Source organism: Kibdelosporangium philippinense (genome assembly GCF_021390435.2).
Taxonomy (GTDB): domain Bacteria; phylum Actinomycetota; class Actinomycetes; order Mycobacteriales; family Pseudonocardiaceae; genus Kibdelosporangium; species Kibdelosporangium philippinense.
Window position 1 is genome coordinate 1,968,892 of the sequence record NZ_JAJVCN010000003.1, and the last position, 25,288, is coordinate 1,994,179.

General features: G+C 65.6%; 21 protein-coding genes. 6 read left to right on the top strand and 15 right to left on the bottom strand.

What is annotated here, in order from left to right; all coding sequences use genetic code 11:
- Positions 1-87: 87 nt before the first annotated feature.
- Genes hpt through dacB form a run of 4 tightly spaced genes read right to left on the bottom strand, consistent with a single transcriptional unit; the run spans position 88 to position 6,685 of the window.
- A complete protein-coding gene (gene hpt / locus LWC34_RS41440; protein WP_033393597.1) occupies positions 88-642 on the bottom strand; it encodes a hypoxanthine phosphoribosyltransferase in 555 nt (184 codons plus the stop codon).
- A 23-nt stretch (positions 643-665) separates the two neighbouring features.
- Complete coding sequence (gene tilS / locus LWC34_RS41445; RefSeq protein ID WP_233730677.1) at positions 666-1,592, bottom strand: tRNA lysidine(34) synthetase TilS; 927 nt, start codon at positions 1,590-1,592, stop codon at positions 666-668.
- Positions 1,568-2,629 (bottom strand): Rv3626c family coenzyme F420 biosynthesis-associated protein, encoded by a 1,062-nt coding sequence (locus LWC34_RS41450; protein ID WP_233730678.1) that lies wholly within the window; start codon positions 2,627-2,629, stop codon positions 1,568-1,570. Before LWC34_RS41450 ends, tilS begins: the two co-directional genes overlap by 25 nt.
- Before the next feature lie 48 nt (positions 2,630-2,677).
- Complete coding sequence (gene dacB, locus LWC34_RS41455) at positions 2,678-6,685, bottom strand: D-alanyl-D-alanine carboxypeptidase/D-alanyl-D-alanine endopeptidase (RefSeq protein ID WP_233730679.1); 4,008 nt, start codon at positions 6,683-6,685, stop codon at positions 2,678-2,680.
- Between the two features lie 244 nt (positions 6,686-6,929).
- Here dacB and LWC34_RS41460 point away from each other — a divergent pair, with 244 nt between their 5' ends.
- Entirely contained in the window at positions 6,930-7,433 is a 504-nt protein-coding gene (locus tag LWC34_RS41460) for an inorganic diphosphatase (protein ID WP_233730680.1), read from the top strand.
- 124 nt (positions 7,434-7,557) lie between these two features.
- Here LWC34_RS41460 and LWC34_RS41465 read toward each other — a convergent pair whose 3' ends face one another.
- The 3 genes from LWC34_RS41465 to LWC34_RS41475 form a co-directional block, all read right to left on the bottom strand.
- Positions 7,558-9,180 (bottom strand): MDR family MFS transporter, encoded by a 1,623-nt coding sequence (locus LWC34_RS41465; protein ID WP_233730681.1) that lies wholly within the window; start codon positions 9,178-9,180, stop codon positions 7,558-7,560.
- Entirely contained in the window at positions 9,180-9,695 is a 516-nt protein-coding gene (locus tag LWC34_RS41470) for a MarR family winged helix-turn-helix transcriptional regulator (RefSeq protein WP_233730682.1), read from the bottom strand. The genes LWC34_RS41465 and LWC34_RS41470 overlap by 1 nt, the downstream gene beginning before the upstream one ends.
- A 151-nt stretch (positions 9,696-9,846) precedes the next feature.
- A complete protein-coding gene (locus LWC34_RS41475; protein ID WP_233730683.1) occupies positions 9,847-10,710 on the bottom strand; it encodes an ROK family protein in 864 nt (287 codons plus the stop codon).
- A gap of 15 nt (positions 10,711-10,725) precedes the next feature.
- Here LWC34_RS41475 and LWC34_RS41480 point away from each other — a divergent pair, with 15 nt between their 5' ends.
- Positions 10,726-11,451 carry a copper homeostasis protein CutC gene (locus LWC34_RS41480; protein WP_233730684.1) on the top strand — a complete coding sequence of 242 codons (726 nt, stop codon included), beginning with the start codon at positions 10,726-10,728 and terminating at the stop codon, positions 11,449-11,451.
- Here LWC34_RS41480 and LWC34_RS41485 read toward each other — a convergent pair.
- From LWC34_RS41485 to LWC34_RS41500, 4 genes are all read right to left on the bottom strand, one after another.
- On the bottom strand, positions 11,438-13,003 hold the full coding sequence (locus LWC34_RS41485) for an ABC transporter ATP-binding protein (RefSeq protein WP_233730685.1): 1,566 nt from the start codon (positions 13,001-13,003) through the stop codon (positions 11,438-11,440). The two genes, LWC34_RS41480 and LWC34_RS41485, sit on opposite strands and share 14 nt — an antisense overlap.
- On the bottom strand, positions 13,003-13,854 hold the full coding sequence (locus LWC34_RS41490; protein WP_233730686.1) for an ABC transporter permease: 852 nt from the start codon (positions 13,852-13,854) through the stop codon (positions 13,003-13,005). The genes LWC34_RS41485 and LWC34_RS41490 overlap by 1 nt, the downstream gene beginning before the upstream one ends.
- Entirely contained in the window at positions 13,851-14,804 is a 954-nt protein-coding gene (locus LWC34_RS41495; protein ID WP_233730687.1) for an ABC transporter permease, read from the bottom strand. Before LWC34_RS41495 ends, LWC34_RS41490 begins: the two co-directional genes overlap by 4 nt.
- 333 nt (positions 14,805-15,137) lie before the next feature.
- On the bottom strand, positions 15,138-16,916 hold the full coding sequence (locus LWC34_RS41500; RefSeq protein WP_233730688.1) for a peptide ABC transporter substrate-binding protein: 1,779 nt from the start codon (positions 16,914-16,916) through the stop codon (positions 15,138-15,140).
- 140 nt (positions 16,917-17,056) lie between these two features.
- Here LWC34_RS41500 and LWC34_RS41505 point away from each other — a divergent pair, with 140 nt between their 5' ends.
- Together LWC34_RS41505 and LWC34_RS58305 are read left to right on the top strand one after the other, a co-directional pair.
- On the top strand, positions 17,057-18,175 hold the full coding sequence (locus LWC34_RS41505; RefSeq protein WP_233730689.1) for an ROK family transcriptional regulator: 1,119 nt from the start codon (positions 17,057-17,059) through the stop codon (positions 18,173-18,175).
- Positions 18,176-18,178: 3 nt separating this feature from the next.
- Positions 18,179-19,594, top strand: coding sequence for a M81 family metallopeptidase (locus tag LWC34_RS58305; RefSeq protein WP_233730690.1), 1,416 nt, complete (start codon positions 18,179-18,181; stop codon positions 19,592-19,594).
- Between the two features lie 55 nt (positions 19,595-19,649).
- Here the strand turns inward: LWC34_RS58305 and glyA are convergent, their stop codons facing one another.
- Positions 19,650-20,912, bottom strand: a complete 1,263-nt coding sequence (glyA, locus tag LWC34_RS41515; RefSeq protein ID WP_233730691.1) for a serine hydroxymethyltransferase — start codon at positions 20,910-20,912, stop codon at positions 19,650-19,652.
- A 50-nt stretch (positions 20,913-20,962) separates the two neighbouring features.
- Between glyA and LWC34_RS41520 the strand changes: the two genes are divergently transcribed.
- Positions 20,963-21,409, top strand: coding sequence for a DUF4442 domain-containing protein (locus LWC34_RS41520; protein WP_233730692.1), 447 nt, complete (start codon positions 20,963-20,965; stop codon positions 21,407-21,409).
- Between the two features lie 23 nt (positions 21,410-21,432).
- On the opposite strand, the gene LWC34_RS41525 is transcribed toward LWC34_RS41520, so the two are convergent.
- From LWC34_RS41525 to LWC34_RS41535, 3 genes are all read right to left on the bottom strand, one after another.
- A complete protein-coding gene (locus LWC34_RS41525; RefSeq protein WP_233730693.1) occupies positions 21,433-21,822 on the bottom strand; it encodes an uL11 family ribosomal protein in 390 nt (129 codons plus the stop codon).
- A gap of 63 nt (positions 21,823-21,885) precedes the next feature.
- Complete coding sequence (locus LWC34_RS41530) at positions 21,886-22,731, bottom strand: hypothetical protein (RefSeq protein ID WP_233730694.1); 846 nt, start codon at positions 22,729-22,731, stop codon at positions 21,886-21,888.
- 62 nt (positions 22,732-22,793) lie between these two features.
- Positions 22,794-23,795, bottom strand: a complete 1,002-nt coding sequence (locus LWC34_RS41535; RefSeq protein ID WP_233730695.1) for a LysR family transcriptional regulator — start codon at positions 23,793-23,795, stop codon at positions 22,794-22,796.
- Between the two features lie 253 nt (positions 23,796-24,048).
- Here LWC34_RS41535 and LWC34_RS41540 point away from each other — a divergent pair, with 253 nt between their 5' ends.
- Positions 24,049-25,281 carry an MFS transporter gene (locus LWC34_RS41540; protein ID WP_233730696.1) on the top strand — a complete coding sequence of 411 codons (1,233 nt, stop codon included), beginning with the start codon at positions 24,049-24,051 and terminating at the stop codon, positions 25,279-25,281.
- Positions 25,282-25,288 lie beyond the last annotated feature (7 nt).

Sequence of the window (25,288 nt, forward strand, 5' to 3'; positions counted from 1 at the left end):
GTAGCTCGTCACGGCGCATCCGCGCTGGACTGAAACTGATAACGGATGAATTCCCCCGTTCGGTTCCCGATCATCCTGAGGGCTTCCTCAGGATGAGTAGACGGCCGGCTCGAGCGTGCCGATGTACGGCAGGTCGCGGTAGCGCTCGGCGTAGTCGAGGCCGTATCCGACGACGAACTCGTTCGGGATCTCGAAGCCGATGTACTCGACCGGAACGTCCACCTTGACCGCCTCAGGCTTGCGCAGCAGCGTGCAGACCCGCAGCGTGGCCGGCCCGCGCGAGGCCAGGTTCTTCAGCAGCCACGACAGCGTCAGGCCGGAGTCGATGATGTCCTCGACGATCAGCACGTCCCGGCCGGCGATGTCCCGGTCGAGGTCCTTCAAGATCCGCACGACACCGGAGCTGGACGTGGCCGAGCCGTACGAGCTGACCGCCATGAACTCCAGCTGGACGGGCACGGGCAGCGCACGCGCCAGGTCCGTCATGAACATCACTGCGCCTTTGAGCACACCGACGAGGACAAGGTCCTGCCGGGCGCCGCCGGCTGGATAGTCCTCGGCTATCTGCTTGGCGAGTTCGGCGATCTTCTCGTTGATCTCTTGCTCGGTGATCAGCACAGAGGCGATGTCGCCGTCGTACACGCCAGCTCCCTCTCAAACTCGACTTACTGGCCGGGCGGTTGCACGCAGAGCCTCCCATGCGAGCGGCACGCCTCAAAGCCGCCTGGCAGCCAGACGCCACCCTGACCACGCCATTCACCCACCAGAGCGTCAACCGAACGCAGATGACCGTCGGTGAGTTCCGGCACTCCGGCGGCCTTGAGCCAGCTTCGGATGACCCGTCGGCGAAGCGCGGGAGGATGCGGCTGCAGCTGCGCTACCAGCATGTTCTCGTTGTCCCGGCGGATCTTCTCGGCCAACGTGTCCAGTGCGTCGAGGTCCTCACGCACCTGATCGGCCGTCCGCGCGAGCGCTTTCGCGACACCCCCTTGGAGGACCTCCTCCATGAGGGGGATCACGTCATGCCTGAGGCGCACTCGTTGGAACGCGGGATCACTGTTATGCGGATCGGCCCACGGTTCGAGACCGAGTTCCGCGCACGCCTCGACGGTGACGGTCCGCCGGATCTTCAGCAGCGGCCGTCCCCATGGCGGGTCGTAGGGCCGCATGCCCGCGATCGATCGTGGGCCCGAGCCGCGGCCGAGTCCGAGAAGGACCGTTTCGGCTTGGTCGTCGAGCGTGTGACCGAGCAGGATCAAGCCGCCGTGCGCTTGTCTCAGGGCCTGGTAGCGCGCCCGTCTCGCCGCGGCTTCCATCCCGCCTTGTCCGGTTACGTCGACAGTGAGGATCTTGGCGTCGATGTTCCTGGTCTTGAGCTGACCGGCGGCCCGCTCGGCGGTGGCTTTCGAGCCGTCCTGCAGGCCGTGATCGACGATCAAAGCCGTGATATCGGTCAACATCGCGGTGGCCGCGGCAAGGGCGAGCGAGTCGGCGCCACCGGAGACCGCGACCGCGACCGGGCCAGGTGGTGTTGTGCTCAGCAGATCCTTGACGGCCTTGCGGACGGTCAGGGCTGCACTCGGCGAAGCCATGCGTCCGGGTCCGTGATCTCCGAGCGAAGCGGCAGTGTTTCGGCGGACGTCCACACCGCGTTGAACCCGTCCATCCCGGCCCGGTCAACGACATGCTTGGTGAACTTGGCGCCCGCTGCGTACTGCTTGACCTTGGCGTCGACACCGAGCAGCGTCCGCAGCACCCGATCAAGCAGCCCACCACCACGGCGACGCTCGGTGAACCGGCTGCGGATGACATCGACCGTCGGCACAACGGACGGGCCGACCGCGTCCATCACGAAGTCCGCGTGCCCTTCGAGCAACGTGGACAATGCGATGAGCCGGTCGAAAACCTCACGCTGTTCGGCAGACTGCAACAACTCCATCAACGTGACGGGGCCAGAGGAGGCATCCGGCTCAAGCGAGCGGCGGCGCGCTTCTTTGATCACGTCAGGGAACCGGTTGAGCGCACTAGCGGCACTGTCGTCCATTCCGGACAGGAACTTGCGTACCTGACCGGAGAAATACTCCTTGAGCCACGGGACGGCGGTGAACTGCAGCCGGTGCGTGCACTCGTGCAGACAGACCCACATCCGGAAATCGCCCGCGGGAACGTCCAAAGCCCGTTGCGCGCCAATGATGTTGGGCGCGACGAGAAGCAGGCGGCCGTCATTGAACGGGTCGTACTGGCCAAGCACGCGCGAGCCGAGGAACGCCAGCACCATGCCCGCCTGAACACCGGCACTACCGGACATCACGGCACCAACCGGGCCGGAGTACGACCGTGGCAAAGCACCTTCGGTCAGTACCTCGAGGCCTTCGGCGGCAGCCCTGATCCAGCCAGGCCGGTCAACCACCTCGCCGGGAGGCAGCGGAAGCCCGTGGCCGAGGCCGGTGAGGTCGCGGACGTGCCCTTCGGCTACGTCGGTGGCGTCCCGCAACTGCCGGACCGTCGCCTCGGCCTCCGCCATCGGCACGTCAGGCCCACGCCGGACCAGGCGTTGCCCGGTCGAGATGGCCAGTGACCAGTCGACTGGCGACCCCGCACCTCGCCTGAACTCTGTCGCCGCTTCCACAACACCGACGCTACCTGAGCATGTGAGCTCTGTGTGATTGCCTGCTCATTATTTGCAGCCGCACGATCGGAGCGCGGCGGCGACGGCATCGAGGGCGGGGCGGGCGGCGAGAGTGTCGCTCTGGCTCGTCATGAGGGCGAACACCAGAATCCGGCCATCAGCGTCGAGGACAACGCCTGCCAAGGAGTTGATCTGCGCGGCAGGCAACGTCCCCGTCTTGGCCCGCAACCAGCCACGACCACTCGCGGCCTGACCGTCCCCGAACCGACCGGCCAACGTGCCGCTGCCACCCGCGACCGGAAGTCCACCCAGCAACGGCCGCAGCTTCGCGGTCCTCGGGTCCTTGCCGTCCCCGGCGGCGACCGCGAGGATCTGCGCGAGCAGCCGAGCGGGCGACCTGTTGTTCGTCGACATCCCGCTGCCATCGGACAGTTCGGCACCGGTGACGTCAAACCCGTTGTCGGACAAGACCTTCAGGATGGCGGTGTGCAGACCGGCGAACGACGGCTCGGCGCCGGAGGCCTTCGTGACCTCGCGGGCGACGACGTCAGCGAGGACGTTGTCGGAGGTCTGCATGAACTGCTCGACGAGTTCGGTGAGCGGAGCCGACTTCACCTCGCCGAGAACCTGCGCATCGGCCGGAGCCGTGACCTCAGGCTTCGCGGCCATGGTCGCGCCGATGCGCTTGGCGAACTCGTTCGCGACGGCACGCGGCGGGTTCTGACTGCGCGGGCTGCGGTCCTTGGCCGGATCAGCCCTGGCGCCGTCCATCATCAACGGGGTGATCGGCGAGATGTACCCCTCGCCGACGTCACCCGGAAGCACGCCAGGCGCCAGGTCATCACCGGTGTACCGGCTGCGGTCGAGGTAGACCTGGGTGACCGGGCCCTTGGCTTTCACCTGTGCGACAAGGTCATCGAGCCTCGCGGAGCCGGGGAACACGGAGTTTTTGCCAGCGGGCAAGGAATTGAGCGTGGCATCACCCCCGCCGACGATGATGACGCTGCCCGGCTGCGGACCCGCGACAACCTTGGTGCTGAACTGCTGGCTGTGCTGAAGCTGCAGAAGGGCGGCGGCCCCAGTCAGGACCTTGGTGGTGGACGCGGGAGTGAGCGGAGTCGTCGGCCCCCTCTCCCAGAGGACATCCCCGGTCACGGCATCGATGACGGACCCGGTGAGGGTGCCAAGGACCGGATTGCCCGCCGGAGCGGCAAGGGCGCTTTGCACACCCTGTGGTGTGGGCCGCGCAGCCTGGACATTCGGAGCCTTCAGGTTGGGTACGAAGGCAACGGGAGCGGGCGGAGGCGCGGCGGCAGCCTCAGCGGCCGTGCCACTGAGCCCAAGCCCTTCCTTGACCCCGGGGACGAAGAAGACGACACCGGCACCGAGGGCGATCACGGCGACGATGGCCACGAGGACGATGAGCCGCTTTGGGCGCTTCTTGCCGGGTAGCGGCGGAATGGCGCGGTGTGTGTCCTCATTGGATGGAGGCGGCTGCTCGGTCTGCGGTTGTGGTTCGGCTTTCAGTGCCTGGCCGGAGGTCTCCATGCCCATCGGCGCCTTGGGCCTCGGGAGATCCTTTGGCTTTTCGAGCCCTGCCGGGGCATGCGGGCTCCGCGGGAGCTCCTTCGGCTTTTCGGGGCCTACGGGTGCGTGCAGCGTCCGTGGGAACTCCTTCGGCTTTTCCGGACCTTGTGGCCGCAGGGGCGGAGCGTGCAAGTTGCGCGTGGGGGCGCCAGGCTTGTCCAGATTGCGCACCGGTTCCGGCACCTTCGGCCGCACGGGCGCAGGAGGCATCGGCTGGTTGCGTGGCGGGAATCCCCCAGGCGCCTTTGGCCGAAGCGGCGGCGCGGGCAGTTGCGTGGTCTTGTCACCACCGGGCCGTTGAGGCCGCGTCGGAACCTGAGCGGGAGTGGAGAACCACGAGTCAGGCCCCTTCTTGGTCTCCTCAGGCTTTTGAACGGGCCGTACCTGAACAGTCTTCTCACCAACCGGCTCAGCCTTGGGACGGCTTTCCGGCTTGGGCGGCCCCTCAAGGTCCCGCGGGCTGACCGGCTGCGTCTTGCCGACATCGGCAGCAGGTCGACGCAGCCCACCGAAACCTTCAGGATCTTTACGCTCGGCGCCCGGTCGACTGAGCCCGCCGAAGCCCGCAGGATCAGGCCGCTTGACCGGCAGCGTTTGGACGGTCGTCTCGCCCCGGTCCTCAGGCTCGGCGGGTTTCTCCGGTTCGGCCGGAGCCTCAGCCAGCGCGACATCGGGCGCTGGCTTGCCCGCCGCGACTGGTTCAGCAGGTGGCTCATCCTCGACCTGCGGAACGTCAACGGTCGCGGAGTCGGCAGGCAGCCGGTCCTCGGCCACCTCCGCCACATGCAAAACCTGGAAAAGATCGGAATCAACAGGCTCCGCATCGGCGACCTGCGCAACCGGAAGAACCTGGAAAAAGTCGGAGTCAGCAGGTGCAGCGACAGACGGATCGTCCTCGGCCGCCTGTGCAGTCGCGGAATCACCAGACTCGACGACCGAGGGAGCGTCCCCGGCAACCTGGTCAATCGGAAAGACCTGGACAAAGTCGGACTCGACCGGCTCGACAACCGACGGCCCATCCTCGGCAACGTGAGGAGCCTGCGCGGTTGCCGAATCACCGGGCTCCTCGTCCCTCGGCCCGCCTGCACCCTGCGGAACCTGGAAAAGATCCAAGTCAGCAGGCTCCGCGACCGACGGCCTTTCGTCAGCAACCTGCTCGACGTGCAGAACCTGGAAAAGATCCGAATCGACAAGCTCAGCACCCGACGGCTCGTCCTTAGCCACCGACGGAACCTGCACGGTCGCCGAATCACCAGGCTCAACGGCAGGTGGCTCGCCCTCAACGATCTTCGCGACCTGCGGAGCCTGAACCGTCGCCGAATCAGGTTCGGCGACCGACCGCTCACCCTCGGCAATCTTCGCGACCTGCGGGACCTGGACAGTCGCCGAGTCATCAGGCCCCGCCGCACTGTCATCCGCGCCGGTTGGTTCCTCATCGACGGGCGTCTCGACCGGCGTACTTTCGGCTACCGGCTCGGCATCAGCCTCGTCCGCCGGTTCGCCCGGTTCATCCGCACGGACCGGCTCAACACCGTCTGCCTGGTTCGGTACATCCGCAGACTCCGCCTGGACGGCCTCACCTGCTGACTCGACCGGGACGTTGTCGGCTACCTCCGGTTGCTCTGCCTCCGCTGGGCCAGGCTTCTCGTCGGTTGAGGCGGCTGGTTCCTCCCCGATGACCTCAGGGACCTGCGCGGCCTCCAAATCAGCGGACCGCTCATCGACCGGAGCAGCCGTCGACTCGTCCGGGCCCCCGCTCGCTGCCTCCTGCAAGGCCTCCGCATCGGTTGGCCCATCCTCGCTGGCCGGTTCGCTGTCGCTGGCCTGCTGGACCTGGCTGGTCTCCGCATCCACAGGCCCGTCGCCATCGGTGGACTCAGCTTCTCCGGCCTCCGACACCTGCGGAACTTCCGCGGTCTCGGAATCAACAGGCTCATCTGTACCGACCGGCCCGGCGTCGCCAGCCTGCTGAACCTGCGCGGCCTCCGATTCGACAGACCCAGCATCACCGTGCGCCCGCGCGACCTCCGAGTCCGCGGACTCATCCACACCGACCGACCCAGCATCACGGGCCTGCTGAACCTGTGCGGCCTCAGAGTCCGCAGACTCACCCACAGCACCATCAGACCCATCCGTGCCAACCGACTCGGCGTCCTGAGGCTGGGCCTTCTCCGAAGACCCGGCGTCACTGGTCTGGCCATCCTCCTGAGTCAGTTCAGCCGCGACAGCCTGTACCGGCACGGTGTTTTCGGCGCCAGACTCCGGGCTCGATGGCTCCTCGGAAACCGGAGACTCCGCAACATCCTTGGCCGTAACCGGTTTCGGACTCGAGACCGACTGGCCGGGTTCGATCCGCATGGGCATCGCGCGGGGTAGTTCGCCGGGTGATTCGAACCACGTTGCCGCCCCTCCGGGCGGGTCGCTTTTCAGCTGCGCGGGCTTCGGCTGCTGGCCTGGTTCGATTCGCATCGGCATCGCCCGGGGCGGCGCATCGGGCGAGGGGGATTCCGTTTTATCGGGATCTACCTGCGGAAAACCGGTGGACGAGCGGTCGTCGTCTGCTGTCGGCCACGCCGGGTTGCCCTGGTCTGCCACTCAGTTCTCCCTGTCCAACATCACGTCCACGGACCGACTGCCGTGATGTCGGCCGAGCTCGAGGCGTAGTCCAGACTAGTGGCGAGCACATACAAGAGATGATGAGCGAGGAACAGACGTGGAGTTCGACGTCACGATCGAGATCCCCAAGGGCGTACGCAACAAGTACGAAATGGACCACGAGACGGGGCGGATCCGGTTGGACCGGACTCTGTTCACCGCCACCCAGTACCCGGCTGACTACGGGTTTGTCGACGACAGCCTCGGCGAGGACGGCGACCCGTTGGACGCTCTCGTACTCGTGCAGGAACCGACGTTTCCCGGCTGCCTGATCCGCAGCCGCGCGATCGGCATGTTCCGCATGCGTGACGAGAAGGGCGGCGACGACAAGGTCCTGTGCGTGCCCGCGGAGGACCCGCGGTCGGAGCACTTGCGTGACATCCACCACTTGAGCGAGTTCTACCGGCTGGAGATCCAGCACTTCTTCGAGGTCTACAAGGATCTCGAGCCGGGCAAGAGCGTCGAGGGCGCGACCTGGGTCGGTCGCACCGAGGCCGAGGCGGAGATCAAGCGTTCGTACGAGCGCTACCAGGCTCTGCACGCCGCCCCCGAAGGACACTGAAACACGAGGGCCGCTTTCGTGGCGTTGAACGCCGCGAAGGTGACCTTCACGGCATAACCGAAGGCCCCGCTCCCTCGCGAGACGAGCGGGGCCTTCTTTCTTCGTGGTGGGGAAACGGGAAACCTCAGTGCATCGCGGCCACCGGCGCCGCGGTGTCCTCTTCGGACGCTGCGCGCTGCAGGCCTGACTTGTTCGTCAGCGGCACCTCTTTGAGGAACCAGATCAGCGCGAACGCCACGATGAGCACGATCCCGCCGACCATGAACACGGTGTCGAGCGAGCTGGCGAAGCCGTCGAGGACCGGCCGTGCTTCCTGCGGCGGCAGTTGGTTGATGAACGCCGTGTTGTTCAGGTCCAGTCCACCCGCGCCCGCCGGAAGCGGGGGCAGGCTCGCCGCGGCACGGGCCGCTGCGATCCGGTCGGCGACGATCCCGAACAGGATGGACAGGAACACCGCGGTACCGACCGTGCCACCGATGGACCGGAAGAACGTGGCCGACGAGGTCGCCACGCCCATGTCCTTCGCGGGCGCGTCCGCCTGCACCGCCAACAGCAGGCTCTGCATGCACAGACCAAGTCCGGCACCGGCCAGCGTCATGATCAGCATCGTCTGCCACAGCGCGGTGTCCGTGCCGATCTGGGCGAACAGGAACAACGCGACCGTTGTCGCGGCGAGGCCGATGATCGGGAAGATCCGGTAGCGCCCGGTCCGCGAGGTGATCCGGCCGCTGACCGTGGCTGACGCCAGGATGCCGAACGTCATCGGCAGCGTCATCAGACCGGACTCGGTCGGCGTCGCGCCCTTGACGATCTGCAGGTACAGCGGCAGCGACATCATCATGCCGAACATCCCGATGCCCATGATGAAGTTGATCGAGTTGGTCAGCGCGAACACCGGGCGACGGAACAGGCGCATCGGCAGCAGCGCCGCGTCACCCATCCACCGCTCGACGAACACGAACGCCACAAGGCCAACGACACCAGTCACGTACATCGCGATCGACGCGACTGAATCCCAGCCCCATTCACGTCCTTGCTCGGCAACGATCAGCAGCGGCACGAGACCGATCGTGAGTGTGGACGCGCCCCAGAAGTCGATGCGCTGCGACACCTTCGTGTGCGGGACGTTCAGGACCCGGCTCACCACAACCAAGGCAATCAGCGCGATCGGCACGTTGAGCAGGAACACCCAGCGCCAGCCGGTGATGCCGAGGAACGTGTCGAGACCGGCGAACAGACCACCGATCAACGGACCGCCCACACTGGACAGTCCCCACACGCCCATGAAGTAACCGGTGTAGCGGCTGCGCTCCAGCGGCGAGGTGATGTCCGCGATGATCGCGAACGCCAGCGACATCAGGCCACCGGCACCGAGACCCTGCACCGCGCGGTACGCGGCGAGCTCGTACATCGAGGTCGCGATGCCTGAGAGCAGTGAACCGATCAGGAAGACCGAGATCGCGGTCAGATACATCGGCTTACGGCCGAAGATGTCGGAAAGCTTGCCGTACAACGGGGTCGAGATGGTCGCCGTGATCAGGTAGGCCGTTGTCGCCCACGCCTGGATGGTCTGGCCGTGCAGCTGGTCGGCGATGGTCTTCATGGCCGACGCCATGATCGTCTGGTCGAGCGCCGCGAGGAACATCCCGAGCATCAGCCCGGACAGGATCGTCAGGATCTGGCGGTGGCTCAGCGCGCCGGCCCGCGACGCGGGTGCCCCAGCGGCGGCTGTTGCCTGTTCGGACATCAGTTTTCTCCTCTTGCACGCGCCATCTCGGCGGCGTGCTCTTCGATGAAGGTCGGAATGGCGCGCTCGTGGTCGACGAGGAACCGTTCGAGCAGTTCGACGAACCGCTCGCGGTCTTCCTCAGGCCAGTGCGCGAGCATCCGGGCCAGCGAACTGCTGCGCTGGCGGTGCCGGGCGTCCAGCAGTGCACGCCCTTTGTCGGTGACGGCCAGCAGGCTGGCTCGTCCGTCCGCGGGATCGGCGCGGCGCTCGATCAGTCCGTCCTTGACCAGCCCGGCGACCTGCCGGGAGATCGTCGACGGATCCGAGTACACCGCTTCGGCCAGCGCGTTCGACCTGGCCGGCCCGATGTGCTTGAGCGCACCGAGCAGCACCATCGACGTCTTGTCGATGCCGATCTTGCTGAGCTGCGACGACACCGCTGCCCACTGCCTGCCGAGCCCCATCATCGCGGTCCCGAGCCGCGACCCCAACTCGATTTCGGCCTCAGTGGGCACCTGGCTTGCGTCGACCATGCCGATCCCTTGATTTGCTTGCATCACCCAATTACTTGCTCGATACAAGCATGCGCTTCGCGGGTTTATTCCGGCAACCGAATTAACCGGTGGGCGACATCACAGGTCAGCCCTCGTGAGTGTTTATGCGTGTTCTAACCCTGATAACCACTCACGAGGCTTGAGCTGCGGCGAGAGCGGCGGCGCCGATCGCCACGGCGTAGGCGCCCAGCTGGGCCGTTTCGATCAGTAGGCCTGCGTTGGTCGGCAACACGGTCGCCTGGACCGCTGCCCGACAGGTTGGTTCGAGCAAGTCCCAAGAACCAAGCACGCCTCCCCCGAGTACCGCGATCTGGCTGTCCAACACGGTAGCCACGACCGCGATCGCTTGGCCAAGAGCAGCGCCAGCCTCCTCGAAGACCTGCTGGGCCTCCGGGTCCCCGAGGCGAGCCCGTTCAGCCACCTGACCTGCACTGATGTCCTGGCCGTAACGTCGGCTGATGGACAGCCCGGACGCCACGGACTCGAGATGTCCACGAGCACCACACGTGCACGGCTCGTTGCCGAAGCCCGGCGTGTGGCCGATCTCCCCGGCTCCCCCGCTGGCGCCACGCAACAGCACGCCGTCGCTGATCAGCGCGCCGCCGATGCCGGTGCCGACCGTGATGCCAAACGCGTGCTTGTAACCGCGCGCCGCGCCAGCCGTGGCTTCGCCGTGCAGGAACGCGTTCGCGTCGTTGTCCACGACCAGTGGCAGGCCAAGTTCCCTGCTCACGATCTCGGTGAGGTTCGTGCCCGCCCACCCGGGAAAGACCTCGGTGGTCGCGGCGACCGCGCCGGTCGGGTCGATCACGCCCGCCGCGCCGATCCCGATGCCTTGGGCGCCTTCGGCCAGTTCAGCGGCCATTTCGATGGCGGTGGCGAGGATCTTGCCCGGCGGCGACTCCGCACGACGGCTGTCCAGGATGCGCAGGTCGTCGTCGCACCGCACGAGCTGGATCTTCGTGCCGCCGATGTCCACGCCGAGCCAGCTCACTGGATACTCGCGATCATGGGTGTGCGGGTGGAGATCAGCGTCGAGTCGGTCGACGGCGTCCGGATCGCGTCAATGCATGGCGCGGACCGGGTCGAGTTGTGCGCTTCGTTGTCCGACGGTGGCCTGACGCCGAGTCGTGGGTTGCTGGAGCTGGCAGCGATCCGCTCGGGCAACACCGAAGTCCACGCGCTGATCCGGCCGCGAGCGGGCGACTTCCGGTACTCGAAGGACGAGATCTCGCTGATGGTGCGCGATATCCGCGCTGCCGGGGTGGATGGGGTTGTGGTTGGCGCGCTGGGTGAGGACGGTTTGCTGGATCCGGCGTGCGCGGCGTTGATCGACGCGGCCGAGGGCAAGCCGGTCACGTTGCACCGCGCGATCGACGTCAGCGCGTCGCCGCGGCGGGTGCTGGGGCAGGCGATGGAAATGGGCTTCAAGCGAGTGCTGACCTCCGGGCAGCAGCGGTCGGCGCTGGACGGTGCGCCGCTGATCAAGTCGCTCGTCGCACAGGCTGGCGATGCCATCCAGGTGATGGCGTGCGGTGGGGTGCGTGCCGCGAACGTCCTGGAAGTCATTGCGGCGACTGGGGTTTCCGATGTGCACGCCGGAGTGCGCGCGCCGGTGCGCGGCGCTTCGAGTGGCACGGTGTCATTCGCGGGTGTCGGGGTGCCGGATGGATTCGACCACTTCGAGACCGACGCTGACGGTGTCGCTGCGTTGATGTCCGTCATCCGCGGCTGACCCGTCGTTCACGCTGCTCAACGGGGTCGGGCACGGGTGCGGCGGCCAGCAGCCGTCGCGTGTAGTCCTCCTGCGGGTTGCCGAACACGTCTGCGCGGCTGCCCTGTTCGACGATCTTGCCGCGGTGCATCACGGCGACGCGGTTGGCGAGCATGTCGACGACGGCGAGGTCGTGGCTGATGAACAGGCACGAGAACTTCAAACGCCGTTGCAGGTCAAGGAAAAGCTCAAGAATGCTGGCCTGCACGGACACGTCCAGCGCGCTGGTCGGCTCGTCCGCGATCAGCAGATCAGGGTCCAACGCGAGCGCCCTTGCGATGCTGACGCGTTGACGTTGCCCGCCGGACAGTTCATGCGGGTAACGGTCCTTTGTAGAGCTCCCCAGCTCCACCGCGTCGAGTAGTTCGGCGACTCTTTCCTTGTGGTTCTTGGCTTTATGGAGAACCATTGGTTCGGCGACGCATTCCGCGACGGTCATCCGTGGATCCAAAGAGGACGCAGGATCCTGGAAGATCATGCCGATCCGGGCGGCGATCGGGCGCATCTTGCGGGTCGAGAGCCGGGCGATGTCCTGCCCGAACAACTCGACGGCGCCTTCGGTCGGTTTCTGCAGGCCGACGGCGCAGCGTCCGGCGGTCGTCTTGCCCGAGCCGGATTCGCCGACCAGCCCGAGGACCTCGCCTTTGCCGATTTCAAAGGAGACGTCGTCGACCGCGCGCTGGCCGCCGAAGGACACCACCAGGTTCTTGATTCGCAGGACTGGTTCGGTGACTTCTTCGGCCGTCCGTGACCCGCTGCCGAGCCGTGGCACCGCTTTGAGCAAGCGATTGGTGTAGTCGTGGCTCGGCCGGAGCAGCACGTCCTCGACGCCGCCTTGTTCGACGACCTCGCCCCGGTACATCACAACCACCCGGTCGGCGAGGTCCGCGACAACGCCCATGCTGTGCGTGATCAGCACGATCGCGGTGCCGAGGCGGTTTCGTAGCTCGCGCAGGAGGTCGAGGATCTCGGCCTGGACGGTGACGTCGAGTGCGGTGGTCGGCTCGTCCGCGATGATCACCTTGGGGTCGCACGCGATCGCCATCGCGATCATCACGCGTTGCCGCATCCCGCCGGAAAGCTCGTGCGGATACTGCTTGAGCCGCTGTTCCGGACGGTCGAGCCCGACCAAGGTGAGCAGCTCGGCGGCTCGTTTTTTGGCGTCCGGGATGTCCTGGTGGAGCTCGATCGCCTCGATGAGTTGCCAGCCGACCGTGTGCACGGGGTTGAGCGCGGTCATCGGTTCCTGGAAGACCATCGCGATCTCGTTGCCGCGCAGTTCCCGCAGTTCCTTGGTATCGAGGTGCCGGACATCGCGCCCGCCGAGCATGATCTTGCCGGTGACTTTGGCGCGCTTGGGCAACAGGCCCATCGCGGACATCGCGGTGACGGTCTTGCCTGACCCGGATTCGCCGACGACCGCGACAACTTCGCCCGGGTTGACCGTGAAGCTGACCTTGTTGGCGGCTTTGACGTCGCCGAACGTGATGGAGAGGTGTTCGTAGTAGAGCATCAGCGGGCCTCGAATTTCACGTCGAACGCATCCCGCAGCCCGTCCCCGATGAAGTTGAAGGCGCACACGGTAAGCACGATCAGCAGCCCGGGCGGCAAGATCAGCCACCACGCGCCATCGTGCGCGTAGGTAAGGCCGTCGCTGAGTGTCCCGCCCCAGTTTGCCGCGGGCGGCGGAATACCGAGGCCAAGAAAACTGACGTAGGCAACAAGAAGAACGGCGTCAGCGATCTGGAAGGTCACGTTCACGATGACCGTTCCGATGGCGTTGGGAATGATGTGCTTGCCAATGGCACGTACACTTCCGCCGCCCATTACCCGCATCGACTCGACGTAAGCCCGACTTCTCAAGGCAATCGATTCCGCCCGCATGAGCCTTGCGGGAACAAGCCATGACACAAGCCCGATAACCAGAATCAGCATCGACACGCTCGGCGTCGCAATCGCCGCGGCGACAACGAGAAGGAACAGCGCCGGGATAGCAATGCCCGCGTCGACGATGCGCATCATCACCGCGTCGACCCAACCGCCCGCGTAACCGGCGATCGTGCCCCACAAGGTGCCGATCATGGTCGCCAGCACGCCTGCGGCGAGCCCGATAACCAGCGAGGTCTGCCCGCCGAGCATGAGCCTGCCGAGCAGGTCGTAGCCGAGGTCGTCAGTGCCGAGCGGATGCCCGTTCACGCCGGGTCCGAGCTTGCTGTTCTCCAGCGACGTCAGGGTCTGTTCGGTGTGGTAGACGAGCGGACCGAGGAAACAGAACGCGATCAGCAGGCCGAGAATGCTGATCCCCACGACCGCGAGTTTGTTGCGCCGGAAGACCTTGAGGCGACGCATGGTTGGGCCGGTCATGTTTTCACCCGCCTCGTCCTCGGATCGATGAGAGCCTGCGCGACATCCGCGAGCAAGCTTCCCGTGACGGTGGCAACGGAAAGAACCAGTACCACCCCAAGGAGAATGGGAAAATCACTCGTCTGGGCAGCATTCCAGAACAGGAGGCCCATGCCTGGATAGTTGAAAAGCTTCTCGGTGACCAAGGCGCCACTGAAAAGCACCGGAAGGTAGTATCCAAGCATTGCGACGAGCGAGGTGAGCGAATTCTTGAACACGTGCCTCGCGATGATCCGCTTTTCCGAAGCGCCTTTGGCCCGCGCGGTGCGGACGTAATCCTCGTCCAGATTGTCCACAACGGACGATCGGAGGTAGCGCGCGAACACCGCGAGCACGACGCCAGCCCCGGTCAGGACAGGCAGAACAAGCGCTTGGGAGTCCGCGAAGATGCCGCCGATCGTGTCCGCCTGTGGCGCCTGGACCGGAAACCACGCCGCGTTGATGGCGAAGACGATGATGAAGATGAAGCCGACCAGGAAGACCGGGGTCGAGTAGATCAGCAGGGTGAGCGCGCTGAGCAGGTAGTCCGTCGGCCGGTTGCGCTTCACCGCTTGCCACACGCCGAGCGGGATCGCGAGCAGCAGCGCCACCAGGGTGCTCAAAACCGTGAGGATCAGGGTTTTCGGCAACCGGTCGGTGATCAGCTCGCCGACGCTTTGGTTGAGCTGAAAGGATTCGCCGAGGTCGCCTTGCAGCAGGCGGCCAAGGTAGTGCAGGTACTGGATCGGCAACGGCTGGTCAAACCCTTGCTCACGGTCAAAGGCTTGAATCTGGTCTTCGGTCGCCTGGATGCCGAGGATGCCGCGCGACGGCCCGCCCGGAATCTGATGCAGGAGGAAGAAAACGACCACGGTGACCACGAAGATCACCGCGACCGCCTGCACCACCCGCCAGAACAGAAACCTAGCCACGCGCAATCCCCCGCTGGAGCGAACTCCGCGCGAACGGACCGTTCGCAAATCCAGTTGTCCACAGCCGCCCAACACCCCACTGTCGATCAAGCCCCGCCGATAGACTGGTCAGGGGACGCCCCCCGGGAGTGGTGGGGGCTGTCTGGGTGGCGGATCCGCGGACATTGGGGGATGTCTGAGCCGTGGGGGATGGCTCGGTAGCAGGCGATTCCTGGACGATGGCGGATGCTTGGCCAGCCGGAATCATGTGAGCAGCCAGGGATACTTGGGCAGCCATGGTCCCCCTGCCAGCCACGGATACTTGGGCAACCGGAGTCGCCAGGACTGCCGAGGTCATGAGACCGTCCAGCGCTGGGGTTGCATTGCTGCCAATGGGTCTTGGTTTCCTATGTTCACGTTCTTCTTTACCGCTGATACCTGGTAGACCGGGTTTGGCAGCCAGATGACCGGCAGTTCCTTCGTCAGGTAGTCGCCGTATGCCTTGATTGAGTCGTGGTCGGCGGTTGAGGTCGACGCGCCGATCAGTTCGTCTGCCTTCGGGTCGCTGTAGCTGCCCAGGTTCGAGGTCGCACCGGTGCCGAAGATGCGTTCACCGCTCGGGTACGCGTTGAAGTACCAGCTGCCCTGGGTACCGAAGAACGACATGTGCCACGAACACTCCGGCGCTGTCGATTGGCAGGCTTTGCTGTTGCCGAGCACGGTGTTCAGCGGCGCTTGCTTCAGCTCCAGTGCTACGCCGATCTTGGACAATGATGACTTCAGTTCCGCCATCATGTTGTCTGTTTCCTTCGAGCCGCTTTCGGCCAGGAGGGTGAACTTCAGTTGGGCGCCGGCTGGGATTCCTTCGCCGCAACGGGATGGGTCGCCGCAGGCGGCTACTCCGTCGGCTCCGGTTGTCCAGCCGTGGGATTCGAGGAGCGTTTTGGCTTTCGCTATGTCGAAGGGGTATGGGTTCGTCTTTTGGGTGTCGGACAACAGGGGCGATGCCGGGTCTTGTGGGACTGGTCCGTAGCCAGCTACCGCCATGTCTCGCCAGATGTTCTTGACGATCGAGTCCTGGTCCACCGCGTGCTGGATCGCTTGGCGCACGTACAACTGCTTGAAGATCGGACCCGCTTGCGGGTTGTTGAAGTTGTACGGGATGTAGGTGATCGCCCAGCCTTTCCATGGCTGGATCTGGTAGCCCTTCGACTCCAGCGCCGATCGCTGGTTCAGGTTCGCTGAGGCCAGGTAGCCGTAGTCCACCCCACCCGTCTGCAGGACGTTGAATTCCGCGTCGGCGCTGGTGAACGGTTTGAAGACGACCTTGTTCACCTTCGATGCGTCGTCGCCGGTGTACTTGGGGTTCTTCACCAAGGTCACTTGGCCGCCGGTGGTGAACTCTTCCACCGCGAACGGGCCGTTTCCGGCTTTCCACAGTGGATTCGTCTGATACGTCGGCAGGTCTTTTGCTTGCGCCACAAGGAAGTCGAAGACTTGCTGGGCCCCTGCTTCGGTTCGGTCGTGGTCGCCGATCGCGCCGTCGGCCGAGGTCTTGTCGAACACCTTCTGCGGCATCGGGCGGACGTTGGTCAGCTGCACCGCCGTGAACCATTCCGGGTTGTACGGCTTGTCCAGGATGAACTGGAAGGTTTTCTCGTCGATCGTCTTGAACTCGACCATGTTGTCGGGCATCCGGCCTTTGGCGTAGCCGCCCCACTTGGTCTTGTTGTACTTGACCAGGTTGTACCAGAACTCGACGTCCCTTGTGGTCAGCTTCGATCCGTCTGCCCAGGTCAGGTTGTCTTTCAACGTCACGGTCACGGTTTTGCCGTCGGCGCTGAACTCCGGTTTGCGAGCCGAACTGGCCTTTTCGTCGAACGCGACCGTTCCCGAGCTGCCGTTGTACGCGACCAATGGGACGAACAGGAGCTGATAGATGCTCGAGTTGTATGAAGCGAGGTGGCCGGGGATGCCGAGGGGCAGGATCCAGTTCGGGGTGGCGTTGGGCGGCAGCGCGAACGTGACCGTGCCGTTCTGCCCGCCGGACTGCCCAGAGCCGGAAGAGCTGCTGCTACAGCCTGCCGCGAGCAGTGCTGCGGCGAGCACAGCGGCCAGGAAACGGCGGGACATCGCGCCTCCCCGAGTCAGTCGGTAATTTGCCGGACGCTAATCCCTCTAGCGAACTAAAAACAAGACCCTTCGTCGTAAGGTCGTGGTTGAGGTAGCGTTTCCGACGTAACTTGGTTCGATTTCGAACAAAGGAGGGAGCTATGCCGCAAGCACCGACAGCCGAGATCCTGCGGCTCGTGTCCTCCGGCGAGGCTTCCTCCCGTACGGACCTCGCGCGCATCCTCGGCCTCGCGCGATCGACGGTCTCCCTGCGCGTCCAGGAGCTCATCGACGCGGGCCTGCTGACCGAAACCGGCGAAGGCCCGTCCCGAGGCGGACGAAGGCCCCGCGTGCTCAGACCAGCGGACGACGGCGGTTACGTGGTCGGCGCGGACATCGGCGCCCGGCACGTCCGGCTCGCCGCGTACGACCTCTCGGGCGAGCGTCTGCACCTCACCGAGGCTGAGCTGGACATCGCCGCAGGCCCGGAAGCCTGCCTGGGCACCCTGCTCGACATCATCGGCGACCTGAACAGAGTCCTTGCCGGGCAAAGGTTCCTAGGACTCGGCGTCGGCCTGCCCGGCCCGGTGAACTACGAAGACGGACGAGTCGAGCGACCAGCGAGAATGCCAGGCTGGCACGGCTTCGAGGTACGAGACTGGCTGACCGAACGCCTCAACATCCCAGTCGCCGTGGACAACGACGCCAACGTGGTCGCACTCGGCGAACTGCACACCCGCAACCGCGGCCCAGAGCACCTCGTCGTGGTCAAAGCCGGAACCGGCGTCGGCTGCGGAGTGATCGTCTCCGGCATCGTGCATCGCGGCGCCAACGGCGTTTCCGGCGACGTCAGCCACGTCCGCGTGCAAGCCGCAGGCGAAACCCTGTGCGGCTGCGGCAATACCGGCTGCCTCGAAACAATCGCGAGCGGTGCCGCGGTGGCCCGGAGCGTCGAAGCCCGCGACACGGGACACCTTGTCGAACTGGCCAACGACGCCGAACCGCGAGCGTCAGCAGCCGTAAGACGCGCGGGCGGACACCTCGGCGAAGTACTGTCCACAGTGGTCAACTTCTTCAACCCGCACGCAGTCCTGCTGACCGGGCGCCTGTCATCGGTCGAGCCCTACGTCGCCGCGGTCCGTAGCGCGCTGTACGAACGCTGCCTGCCGATGGCCACCCAGAACCTCGAAGTCGCGGTCGCGCGGGCGGGCAAAGACGCTGGCCCGCTCGGCGCCGGAATGCTCGCGCTGCACCAGGCTCACCGAAAAGAAAGGACCTAGCCCGTGCGTATCGGGATCGCTGGGATCGCCATCGAGAGCAGTACGTTCTCGCCGCATCGCACCGGCATGGCCGACTTTCGCGTGACCAGGGGCGCCGACCTGCTCGCCCGCTACACCTGGACCGAGGACCCGTCACTCGACGTCGAGTGGGTGCCACTGCTACACGCCGTCTCCCTGCCCGGCGGTGCCGTGATCAAGGACGTCTACGAAGAGCTCAAAGCCGAAATCCTCGACCGGATCAGCAAAGCAGGATCGTTGGACGGGCTGCTGCTGGACATCCACGGCGCCATGAGCGTGGTCGGTATGCTCGACGCCGAAGCCGATCTGGCCCAAGCGGTCCGCGCGGCCGTCGGCCCGGATGTGCTGATCTCAGCATCGATGGACCTGCACGGGAACGTGTCCCACGACTTCGTCCGAAAACTGGACCTGGTCACGTGCTACCGCATGGCGCCACACGAAGATGCCTGGCAGACAAAGGAAAGAGCCGCCCGCAACCTCGTCGCCAGGCTGATCGAAGGTGGAAAGCCGCACCTGGCGTGGGTTCAGGTCCCGGTGCTGCTGCCCGGCGAGAAAACCAGCACCCGGATCGAACCGGCCAAGAGCCTGTACGGCCAGATCGAGCAGATCGAGGCCATGGAAGGGATTCTGGACGCCTCGATCTGGGTCGGCTACGCGTGGGCGGACGAACCTCGTTGCCAGGCAGCGGTTGTCGTGCTGGGTGACGACGCCGAACTCGTCCAGCGGCAAGCGACCAAACTGGCCAACGACTACTGGCGCGTCCGCGGCGAGTTCGCCTTCGTCGCGCCGACGGGAAGCCTCGATCACTGCATCCGCGAAGGCTTGGCCAGCGAAAAGCGACCGTTCTTCATCAGCGACTCCGGGGACAACCCGACCGCGGGTGGAGCGGGCGACGTGTCCTGGACGCTGCGCCAACTCCGGGCGTACAAGAACCGCACGATCATCTACGCGTCCATTGTGGACCCTGAGTCCGTCGCGATCGCCAAGGCGGGCGGCGAGGTCGAGCTGATGGTCGGCGGCAAGATCGACTCCGGCCCGGCGGGCCCGGTTCCCTTGTCCGGCACGGTCATCAAGGTGCACGAGGACCCGGTTGGCGGCACGATCGTTGTGGTGAGATCCGGCGGCCTGCACGTGATCATCACCGAACGCCGCAAGCCGTATCACCTGGTCAAGGACTTCACCGACCTCGACTTGGACCCCACGCAGGCCGACCTCACGGTGGTGAAGATCGGCTACCTGGAGCCAGAGCTCTACAACCTGGCCAACGGCTGGTTGCTGGCACTGACTCCAGGCGGTGTCGACCAGGATCTGATCCGCTTGGGACACAAGGGCATCGTTCGGCCACTCTACCCATTCGACCCCGACATGCCCGCGCCCGACCTGACATCACGCCTGGTCTGACCTCGTGAGTGGTTATACGTGTTAGAACACGCATAACCACTCACGAGGGGTTTTATCAGCGCCATCCCGGCATCGGGTAGTTGCCGAGCAGGTCACGGATCTCGCCCGCGATTCGCTCGATCGCGGCCTCGTCGCCGTTGTTCTCGGCCTGCACGACCTGGTCGATCCATTCGGCGACCTTGACCATCTGGTCGGTGCCAAGGCCGCGCGTGGTGATCGCGCCGGTGCCCAACCGCAGGCCGGACGGGTCGAACGGCTTGCGCGGGTCGAACGGAACCGAGTTGTAGTTCAGCTCGATGCCCGCCCGGTCCAGTGCCTTCGCGGCGGGCTTGCCCGCGATGCCCTTGTTGGTCAGGTCGATCAGGATCAGGTGGTTGTCCGTGCCACCGGTCACCAGGTCGAAGCCACGCTCGACAAGCGCCTCGGCCAGCGCTTTGGCGTTGGCCACGATGGCGTGCGCGTACGTGGAGAACTCGGGCTTGCTGGCCTCACCCAACGCGACCGCGATGGCGGCCGTCGTGTGGTTGTGCGGACCGCCCTGCAGACCCGGGAAAACGGCCCTGTCCAGAGCCTTCGCGTGCTCGGCGTCCGACAGGATCATGGCGCCACGCGGGCCGCGCAGGGTCTTGTGGGTCGTGGTCGTGATGACCGGCGCGTGTCCAACGGGCGACGGGTGCGCGCCACCGGCGATGAGGCCTGCGATGTGCGCGATGTCGGCGGCCAGCACGGCCCCGACTTCCTGCGCGATCGCGGCGAAACCCGGGTAGTCGATGGTGCGCGGGATGGCCGTGCCACCGCACCAAATCACCTTCGGGCGCTCGGCGAGTGCCAGGTCGCGGACCTCGTCGAGGTCAACCTGGCCGGTGTCCTTCCGGACGCCGTACGCGACGCTGCGGAACCACTTGCCGGTCGCGGAGACATTCCAACCGTGCGTGAGGTGACCGCCAGCGGGCAACGCCATGCCCATGACGGTCTCGCCGGGCTGTAGGAACGCGAGGTAGACGGCGAGGTTGGCTGGGGAACCGGAGTAGGGCTGCACGTTGGCGTGCTCGACGCCGAACACGGCCTTGGCACGCTCGATGGCCAGGTTCTCGACCGGGTCGATGACCTGCTGGCCTTCGTAGTACCGCTTGCCGGCGTATCCCTCGGAGTACTTGTTGGTCAGCACCGTTCCGGTCGCTTCGAGGACCGCGGTGGATACGTAGTTCTCCGACGCGATGAGCCGGATCTTCTCGTACTGGCGCTTGGCTTCCTGCTCGACCAGACCCGCGATCTCGGGGTCTGCGGCGGCGAGGTCGGTAATCGCGGGCTGATGCACGGTGCCAGATCCTATCGCCCCCTTAAGTTACTCATGAGTAGTATCAGGCCATGGACTTGAGCATGCTCGGCGATGCGATGAAAGCGACCGTGCCGTGGGTCAGGACGGCTGGGATCGAGTTCAAGGAGGTCGCCAGTGACCGTGTCGTCACGGTCCTGCCCGACAACCCGGTCAACCACAACCACGTCGGTGGCGCGCACGCAGCCGTCGCGTTCGGCCTGGCCGAGACCGCGTCTGGCGCGGTCGTGATGGCGTCGTTCAGCGACCAACTGGCGCGCGCGACACCGCTGGTCAAGCGTTCGGAGATCGACTACAAGAAGGTCGCGATGGGCGACCTGACAGCGGAGGCCGTTCTTGGCCGCGCGCCCGAAGAGATCGTGGCCGAACTGGACAACGGCACGCGCCCTGAGTTCCCGGTGCACGTGACCATCCGCAACGCGGAGGACGTGACCACCGCGGAAGTGACCGTCACCTGGACACTGCGGCCCAACCGCTGACCTACTCGGCGTCCTCGAGCAGATCAGCTGACCTTCACCCCCATCGACCGCGCGGTTCCCGCGACGGTCCGCATCGCGGCGTCGATGTCGGTGGTGTTCAGGTCCGGCATCTTCCGCTCAGCGATCGCCCTCAGCTGGTCGTGGCTCAAGGTTTTGCTGCCGTTGGTCGCCTGCTTGATCAGAAACGATGTCGGCGGCGTCTTGAGTTTGAGGGTGAATGAGCGGTCGTCGAAGATCGTGATCACGGCGGGCACGATTTCCCCGCGCTGCGCCACGGTCCGCGCGTCGTATTCCTTTTTCAGCGCGACCAGGTTGACCCCGGTCATCCCGAGCATCTTGCCGAGCTCGGCGACCGGCGCTTCACCGGCCGGGAGCGCCATCGTCACCTGATGGCTTTGTTTCTTTGGTGGCATCGCTCGCCGTCCTTTCCTTGACGGCGAGCGACGTTAAAGTCTCTCGTTACTGGAGAGTCAAAGCTATTTACGGAAGCGCCACGTCTTGCTGTCGAACAACAGGCAGATGCCCGGCGAGAGAACCACGACCCGCAGGGTGCCGTCCCGCTCGTCGTAGTCGATGCCCTCGACCTCGAAGTCGCCGCTACAGCCACTTTCCAGCGGCAGCTGGCCGAGCGCGGTGACCTTGCCGTCGACGTCACTGCCATTCAGCGGAGCCGTCAAATCCACTTGCAGCAACGGTTTCTTGATGCCGAACAACGAGCCTTCCGGGTCGTCGGATGCGCACAGCAGCTGGGTCGGCGAGGTGAAGTCGCAGCCCTGGACGTCACGAACCTGCCGGTCGAGCCGGATCTGCCCGGCCAACGGCAAGTTCTGCGCTGGCGTGGTGAACCTGATGCCCGGCATGGGATGCACGAGCAGGCGGTCCTTCGTGCCCCACTCGCCCGCGACCATCCACTGACCGTCCGGCGAGACCGCTGAGAAGGAGTTGTTGTTGGCCTCCCACGATTCCAGCGCGTGCATGTACTCCGACCACTGGTTGTTCGGCGCCTGGACGCGGAACAGCTTGGCGCCGCGGTCGTCGCGCTGGTAGGGCTCGACGTAGTAGCCGTTGCCAGCGCCTGGGTCGCCGACGTGGTTCCAGCCGCGGGTGGAGATGCCGACCGGGATCGTGCCGACCCCGGTATAGCGGATGATCGTCTCGTTTGGACGGACAATGGTGGCGAGGCCTTGGCTCTCGTCCAGCGGGCGAGCTCGGTCGGAGCCGAGCGGATTCCACGGTCCCACTGGCGACGCGGCCTGCGCGATAGCTGGGACCAGGGTCATGCTCACCGTCGCCAGCAGGGCGACTACGGCAATTCTGCGCATGGGCAGTGCATACCGGGCCCAGGTGACTTCCCGGAAGCCGCCACATGAACCATATTCACGTTTTATTGGGGAGAGCTCGGGCGGGCAAGGCGCAGGGCCGCGTCCAGTTCCACGTGGGCTTCCGGATGCTCTGCCCACCACTTGGTGAAGTGCGGGTTGCGATCCACCACGGCCCGATACGCGTGCGCCGCACAGGCGAAAGCCTCGTGCGCGCGACCGGCGACGAGCCCATCGGTCCTGGTAGCGACCATGATCCGGATCGAGATCGGGTCGCCTGCCAACGGCCGGATGACGATCCCGTCCCAGTTGCGAGACGCAGGCGAGGCCAGCGACACCGCACCCGCGGCGATCAACTGCCTCGCGTTGCCGGTCTCGCTCACGTGATGCGTGATCCTCGGCGTGAACCCCAGGGCCGCGCACGCGGTATGCAGCTGCATCCGGGCGCTGTCGTACTCCGGGGGCAGCGCGACCCAGTCGAATTTCTCCAGCTCGGCGAGGGGCACGACGTCATACCCAGCTAAGTCACTATCCGCCGGGACCGCGACGAACTGTGGCTCGTGCAGCAACGTCCGCACTTCGACACCGCTCAGATGCCTGCGGTCGACACCTTCGAAGTAGTCGAACACGGCCAGGTTGGCGCGTTTGGACACGAGCATGTCCAGCAACGTCTGCCACGACCAGTCGATCTCGGTTCGCACCTCGGTACACCGGAACCGCGCGCGCAGCTCGTCGACCAGCTGACTCACCCACAGCATGGGCATCGCGGCGGCGACGAACGGACCTTGGGACGGGACGCTGGCGCGTTCCCGTGCCGACGAGAGCAGTTGGGAAAGGTCGTCGAGGACCACGTGCGCCGAGCGGATCACGTATCGCCCGAGGTCCGTCGGGACGCTGCCCGCTGGGGTGCGTTCGAACAGCTGCCCGCCTACCAAGCGCTCGACCGAACGCAGTTGCGCGCTGAGCGCGGGCTGGGTGAGCCCGAGCCGCGCTGCGGCCTTGGTCACACTGCCTTCTTCGGCAATGGCGCAGACCGCACGGAGGTGGCGTAGCTCCAACTCAGCCATAAGTGTTCTTGATACCCCTTTCGGATGAGCGAGAGCTAGTGGCTGACGGCATATTTTCTTCATCCGGTCCGTTGCCTCCGGTCAATGACAGCGGCGGAACCGCTCCACAGGGAGGTAGGTGCCGGGTCGGTGCGCCGACACCGACCCGGTACCGCTTTCATAACGGTGTGTGATCGCATCCTCCGGATGCGTGAGTCACCGATTTCGCGCGGTATTGGCTTAGTGACCGTCGGCACCTACATTGGTTGTCGATATGACACAAGCAGCGCAGCGTTCTGGGTTCCGCTCGGCCTTCGGCGTACGCGAGTTTCGTGCACTGTGGGCCGCGGAGGCGCTTTCCCAGCTCGGTGACCAGCTTGCCCGCGTCGCTCTCGCGGTCCTCGTTTATTCACGGACGAATTCGGCCGCGCTGGCCGCGCTGACCATCGCGTTGAGCTACACGCCGTCCTTCCTGGGATCGGCGCTGCTGTCCGGCCTCGCCGACCGGTTCCCCCGGCGCGAGGTCATGATCGTTTGTGACTTGATCTCGGCGAGCCTCGTGGTGCTGATGGCGTTCCCCGGGATGCCCCTTGGCGTTGTCTGCGTGGCGATGGCCGGTGTGTCGCTCGTCGGCGGTCCTTTCAGGTCGGCCCGGCTGGCGCTGTTGCCTGAGGTGCTCAGCGGCGAGGCGTACGTCGCCGGACTGGCGATCCGCAGCATCACCATCCAAACGGCACAGTTGCTCGGCTTCGCCTTGGGCGGTCTGGTCGTCGCGCTGATCAACCCGTACCTCGCGCTTGCGGCCGACGCGTTGACGTTCGTGGCGTCCGCGCTGCTGCTGCGGCTCGCTGTGCCTCGGCGTCCGGCGCCGCAGAATCCGAAGTCGCGGCGCGCGTTCTGGGCCTCGTCGATCCACGGTGCCAGGGTGATCGCGGGCATCCCTGGACTGCCCGCACTGTTCGTTCTTGGCATGCTCGCCGGGCTCTACATCGGACCAGAAGGACTCGCGACCGCGTGGGTCGCCGAGATGGGCGAAACGACCAAAATGGTCGGTCTCGTGATGGGCGCCCCGGCCGCTGGGCTCGTCGTCGGCGCGTGGGTGATCACCAAATTCGTCCCAGCCGACACCCGGCTGCGACTGGTCGGCCCGATGGCCGCACTCGCCGGAGTGATCTTGGTGCTGTGCGCGCTTCGGCCAGGTTTGGTGCCAGTGCTGGCGATTCTGTTCGTCAGCGGGATGTTCACCGCGTACCAGGTCCTGGTCGGCGCCGCGTTCGGCACGTCGACGCCAGCCGACAGCCGCGCCTCGGTGATGGGCCTGCTGAACTCGGGAGTGCTGACCGCACAAGGAGTTGGCGTCCTGCTCGCCGGAATCCTGGCCGACTACGTCGGGGTCGCGCAGACCGTGGCCGTCGCCGGCGCGCTAGGTGCCGTGATCGCCGTTCCGGCGGCGGTGGCCTTGAATCGCCGGGCCACCACCGCAACACAGCCCGCTACCGGTGTGTGAGGAATTC

What these genes read in the sequence shown, in the direction of transcription:
- tilS (WP_233730677.1), bottom strand. Translation starts at nt 1,592, where the DNA reads ATGGCTTCGCCGAGTGCAGCCCTGACCGTCCGCAAGGCCGTCAAGGAT.
- dacB (WP_233730679.1), bottom strand. Translation starts at nt 6,685, where the DNA reads ATGCGAATCGAACCAGGCCAGCAGCCGAAGCCCGCGCAGCTGAAAAGC.
- LWC34_RS41465 (WP_233730681.1), bottom strand. Translation starts at nt 9,180, where the DNA reads ATGTCCGAACAGGCAACAGCCGCCGCTGGGGCACCCGCGTCGCGGGCC.
- LWC34_RS41470 (WP_233730682.1), bottom strand. Translation starts at nt 9,695, where the DNA reads ATGGTCGACGCAAGCCAGGTGCCCACTGAGGCCGAAATCGAGTTGGGG.
- LWC34_RS41480 (WP_233730684.1), top strand. Translation starts at nt 10,726, where the DNA reads ATGGGTGTGCGGGTGGAGATCAGCGTCGAGTCGGTCGACGGCGTCCGG.
- LWC34_RS41485 (WP_233730685.1), bottom strand. Translation starts at nt 13,003, where the DNA reads ATGCTCTACTACGAACACCTCTCCATCACGTTCGGCGACGTCAAAGCC.
- LWC34_RS41490 (WP_233730686.1), bottom strand. Translation starts at nt 13,854, where the DNA reads ATGACCGGCCCAACCATGCGTCGCCTCAAGGTCTTCCGGCGCAACAAA.
- LWC34_RS41500 (WP_233730688.1), bottom strand. Translation starts at nt 16,916, where the DNA reads ATGTCCCGCCGTTTCCTGGCCGCTGTGCTCGCCGCAGCACTGCTCGCG.
- LWC34_RS41505 (WP_233730689.1), top strand. Translation starts at nt 17,057, where the DNA reads ATGCCGCAAGCACCGACAGCCGAGATCCTGCGGCTCGTGTCCTCCGGC.
- LWC34_RS41520 (WP_233730692.1), top strand. Translation starts at nt 20,963, where the DNA reads ATGGACTTGAGCATGCTCGGCGATGCGATGAAAGCGACCGTGCCGTGG.
- LWC34_RS41525 (WP_233730693.1), bottom strand. Translation starts at nt 21,822, where the DNA reads ATGCCACCAAAGAAACAAAGCCATCAGGTGACGATGGCGCTCCCGGCC.
- LWC34_RS41530 (WP_233730694.1), bottom strand. Translation starts at nt 22,731, where the DNA reads ATGCGCAGAATTGCCGTAGTCGCCCTGCTGGCGACGGTGAGCATGACC.
- LWC34_RS41535 (WP_233730695.1), bottom strand. Translation starts at nt 23,795, where the DNA reads ATGGCTGAGTTGGAGCTACGCCACCTCCGTGCGGTCTGCGCCATTGCC.
- LWC34_RS41540 (WP_233730696.1), top strand. Translation starts at nt 24,049, where the DNA reads ATGACACAAGCAGCGCAGCGTTCTGGGTTCCGCTCGGCCTTCGGCGTA.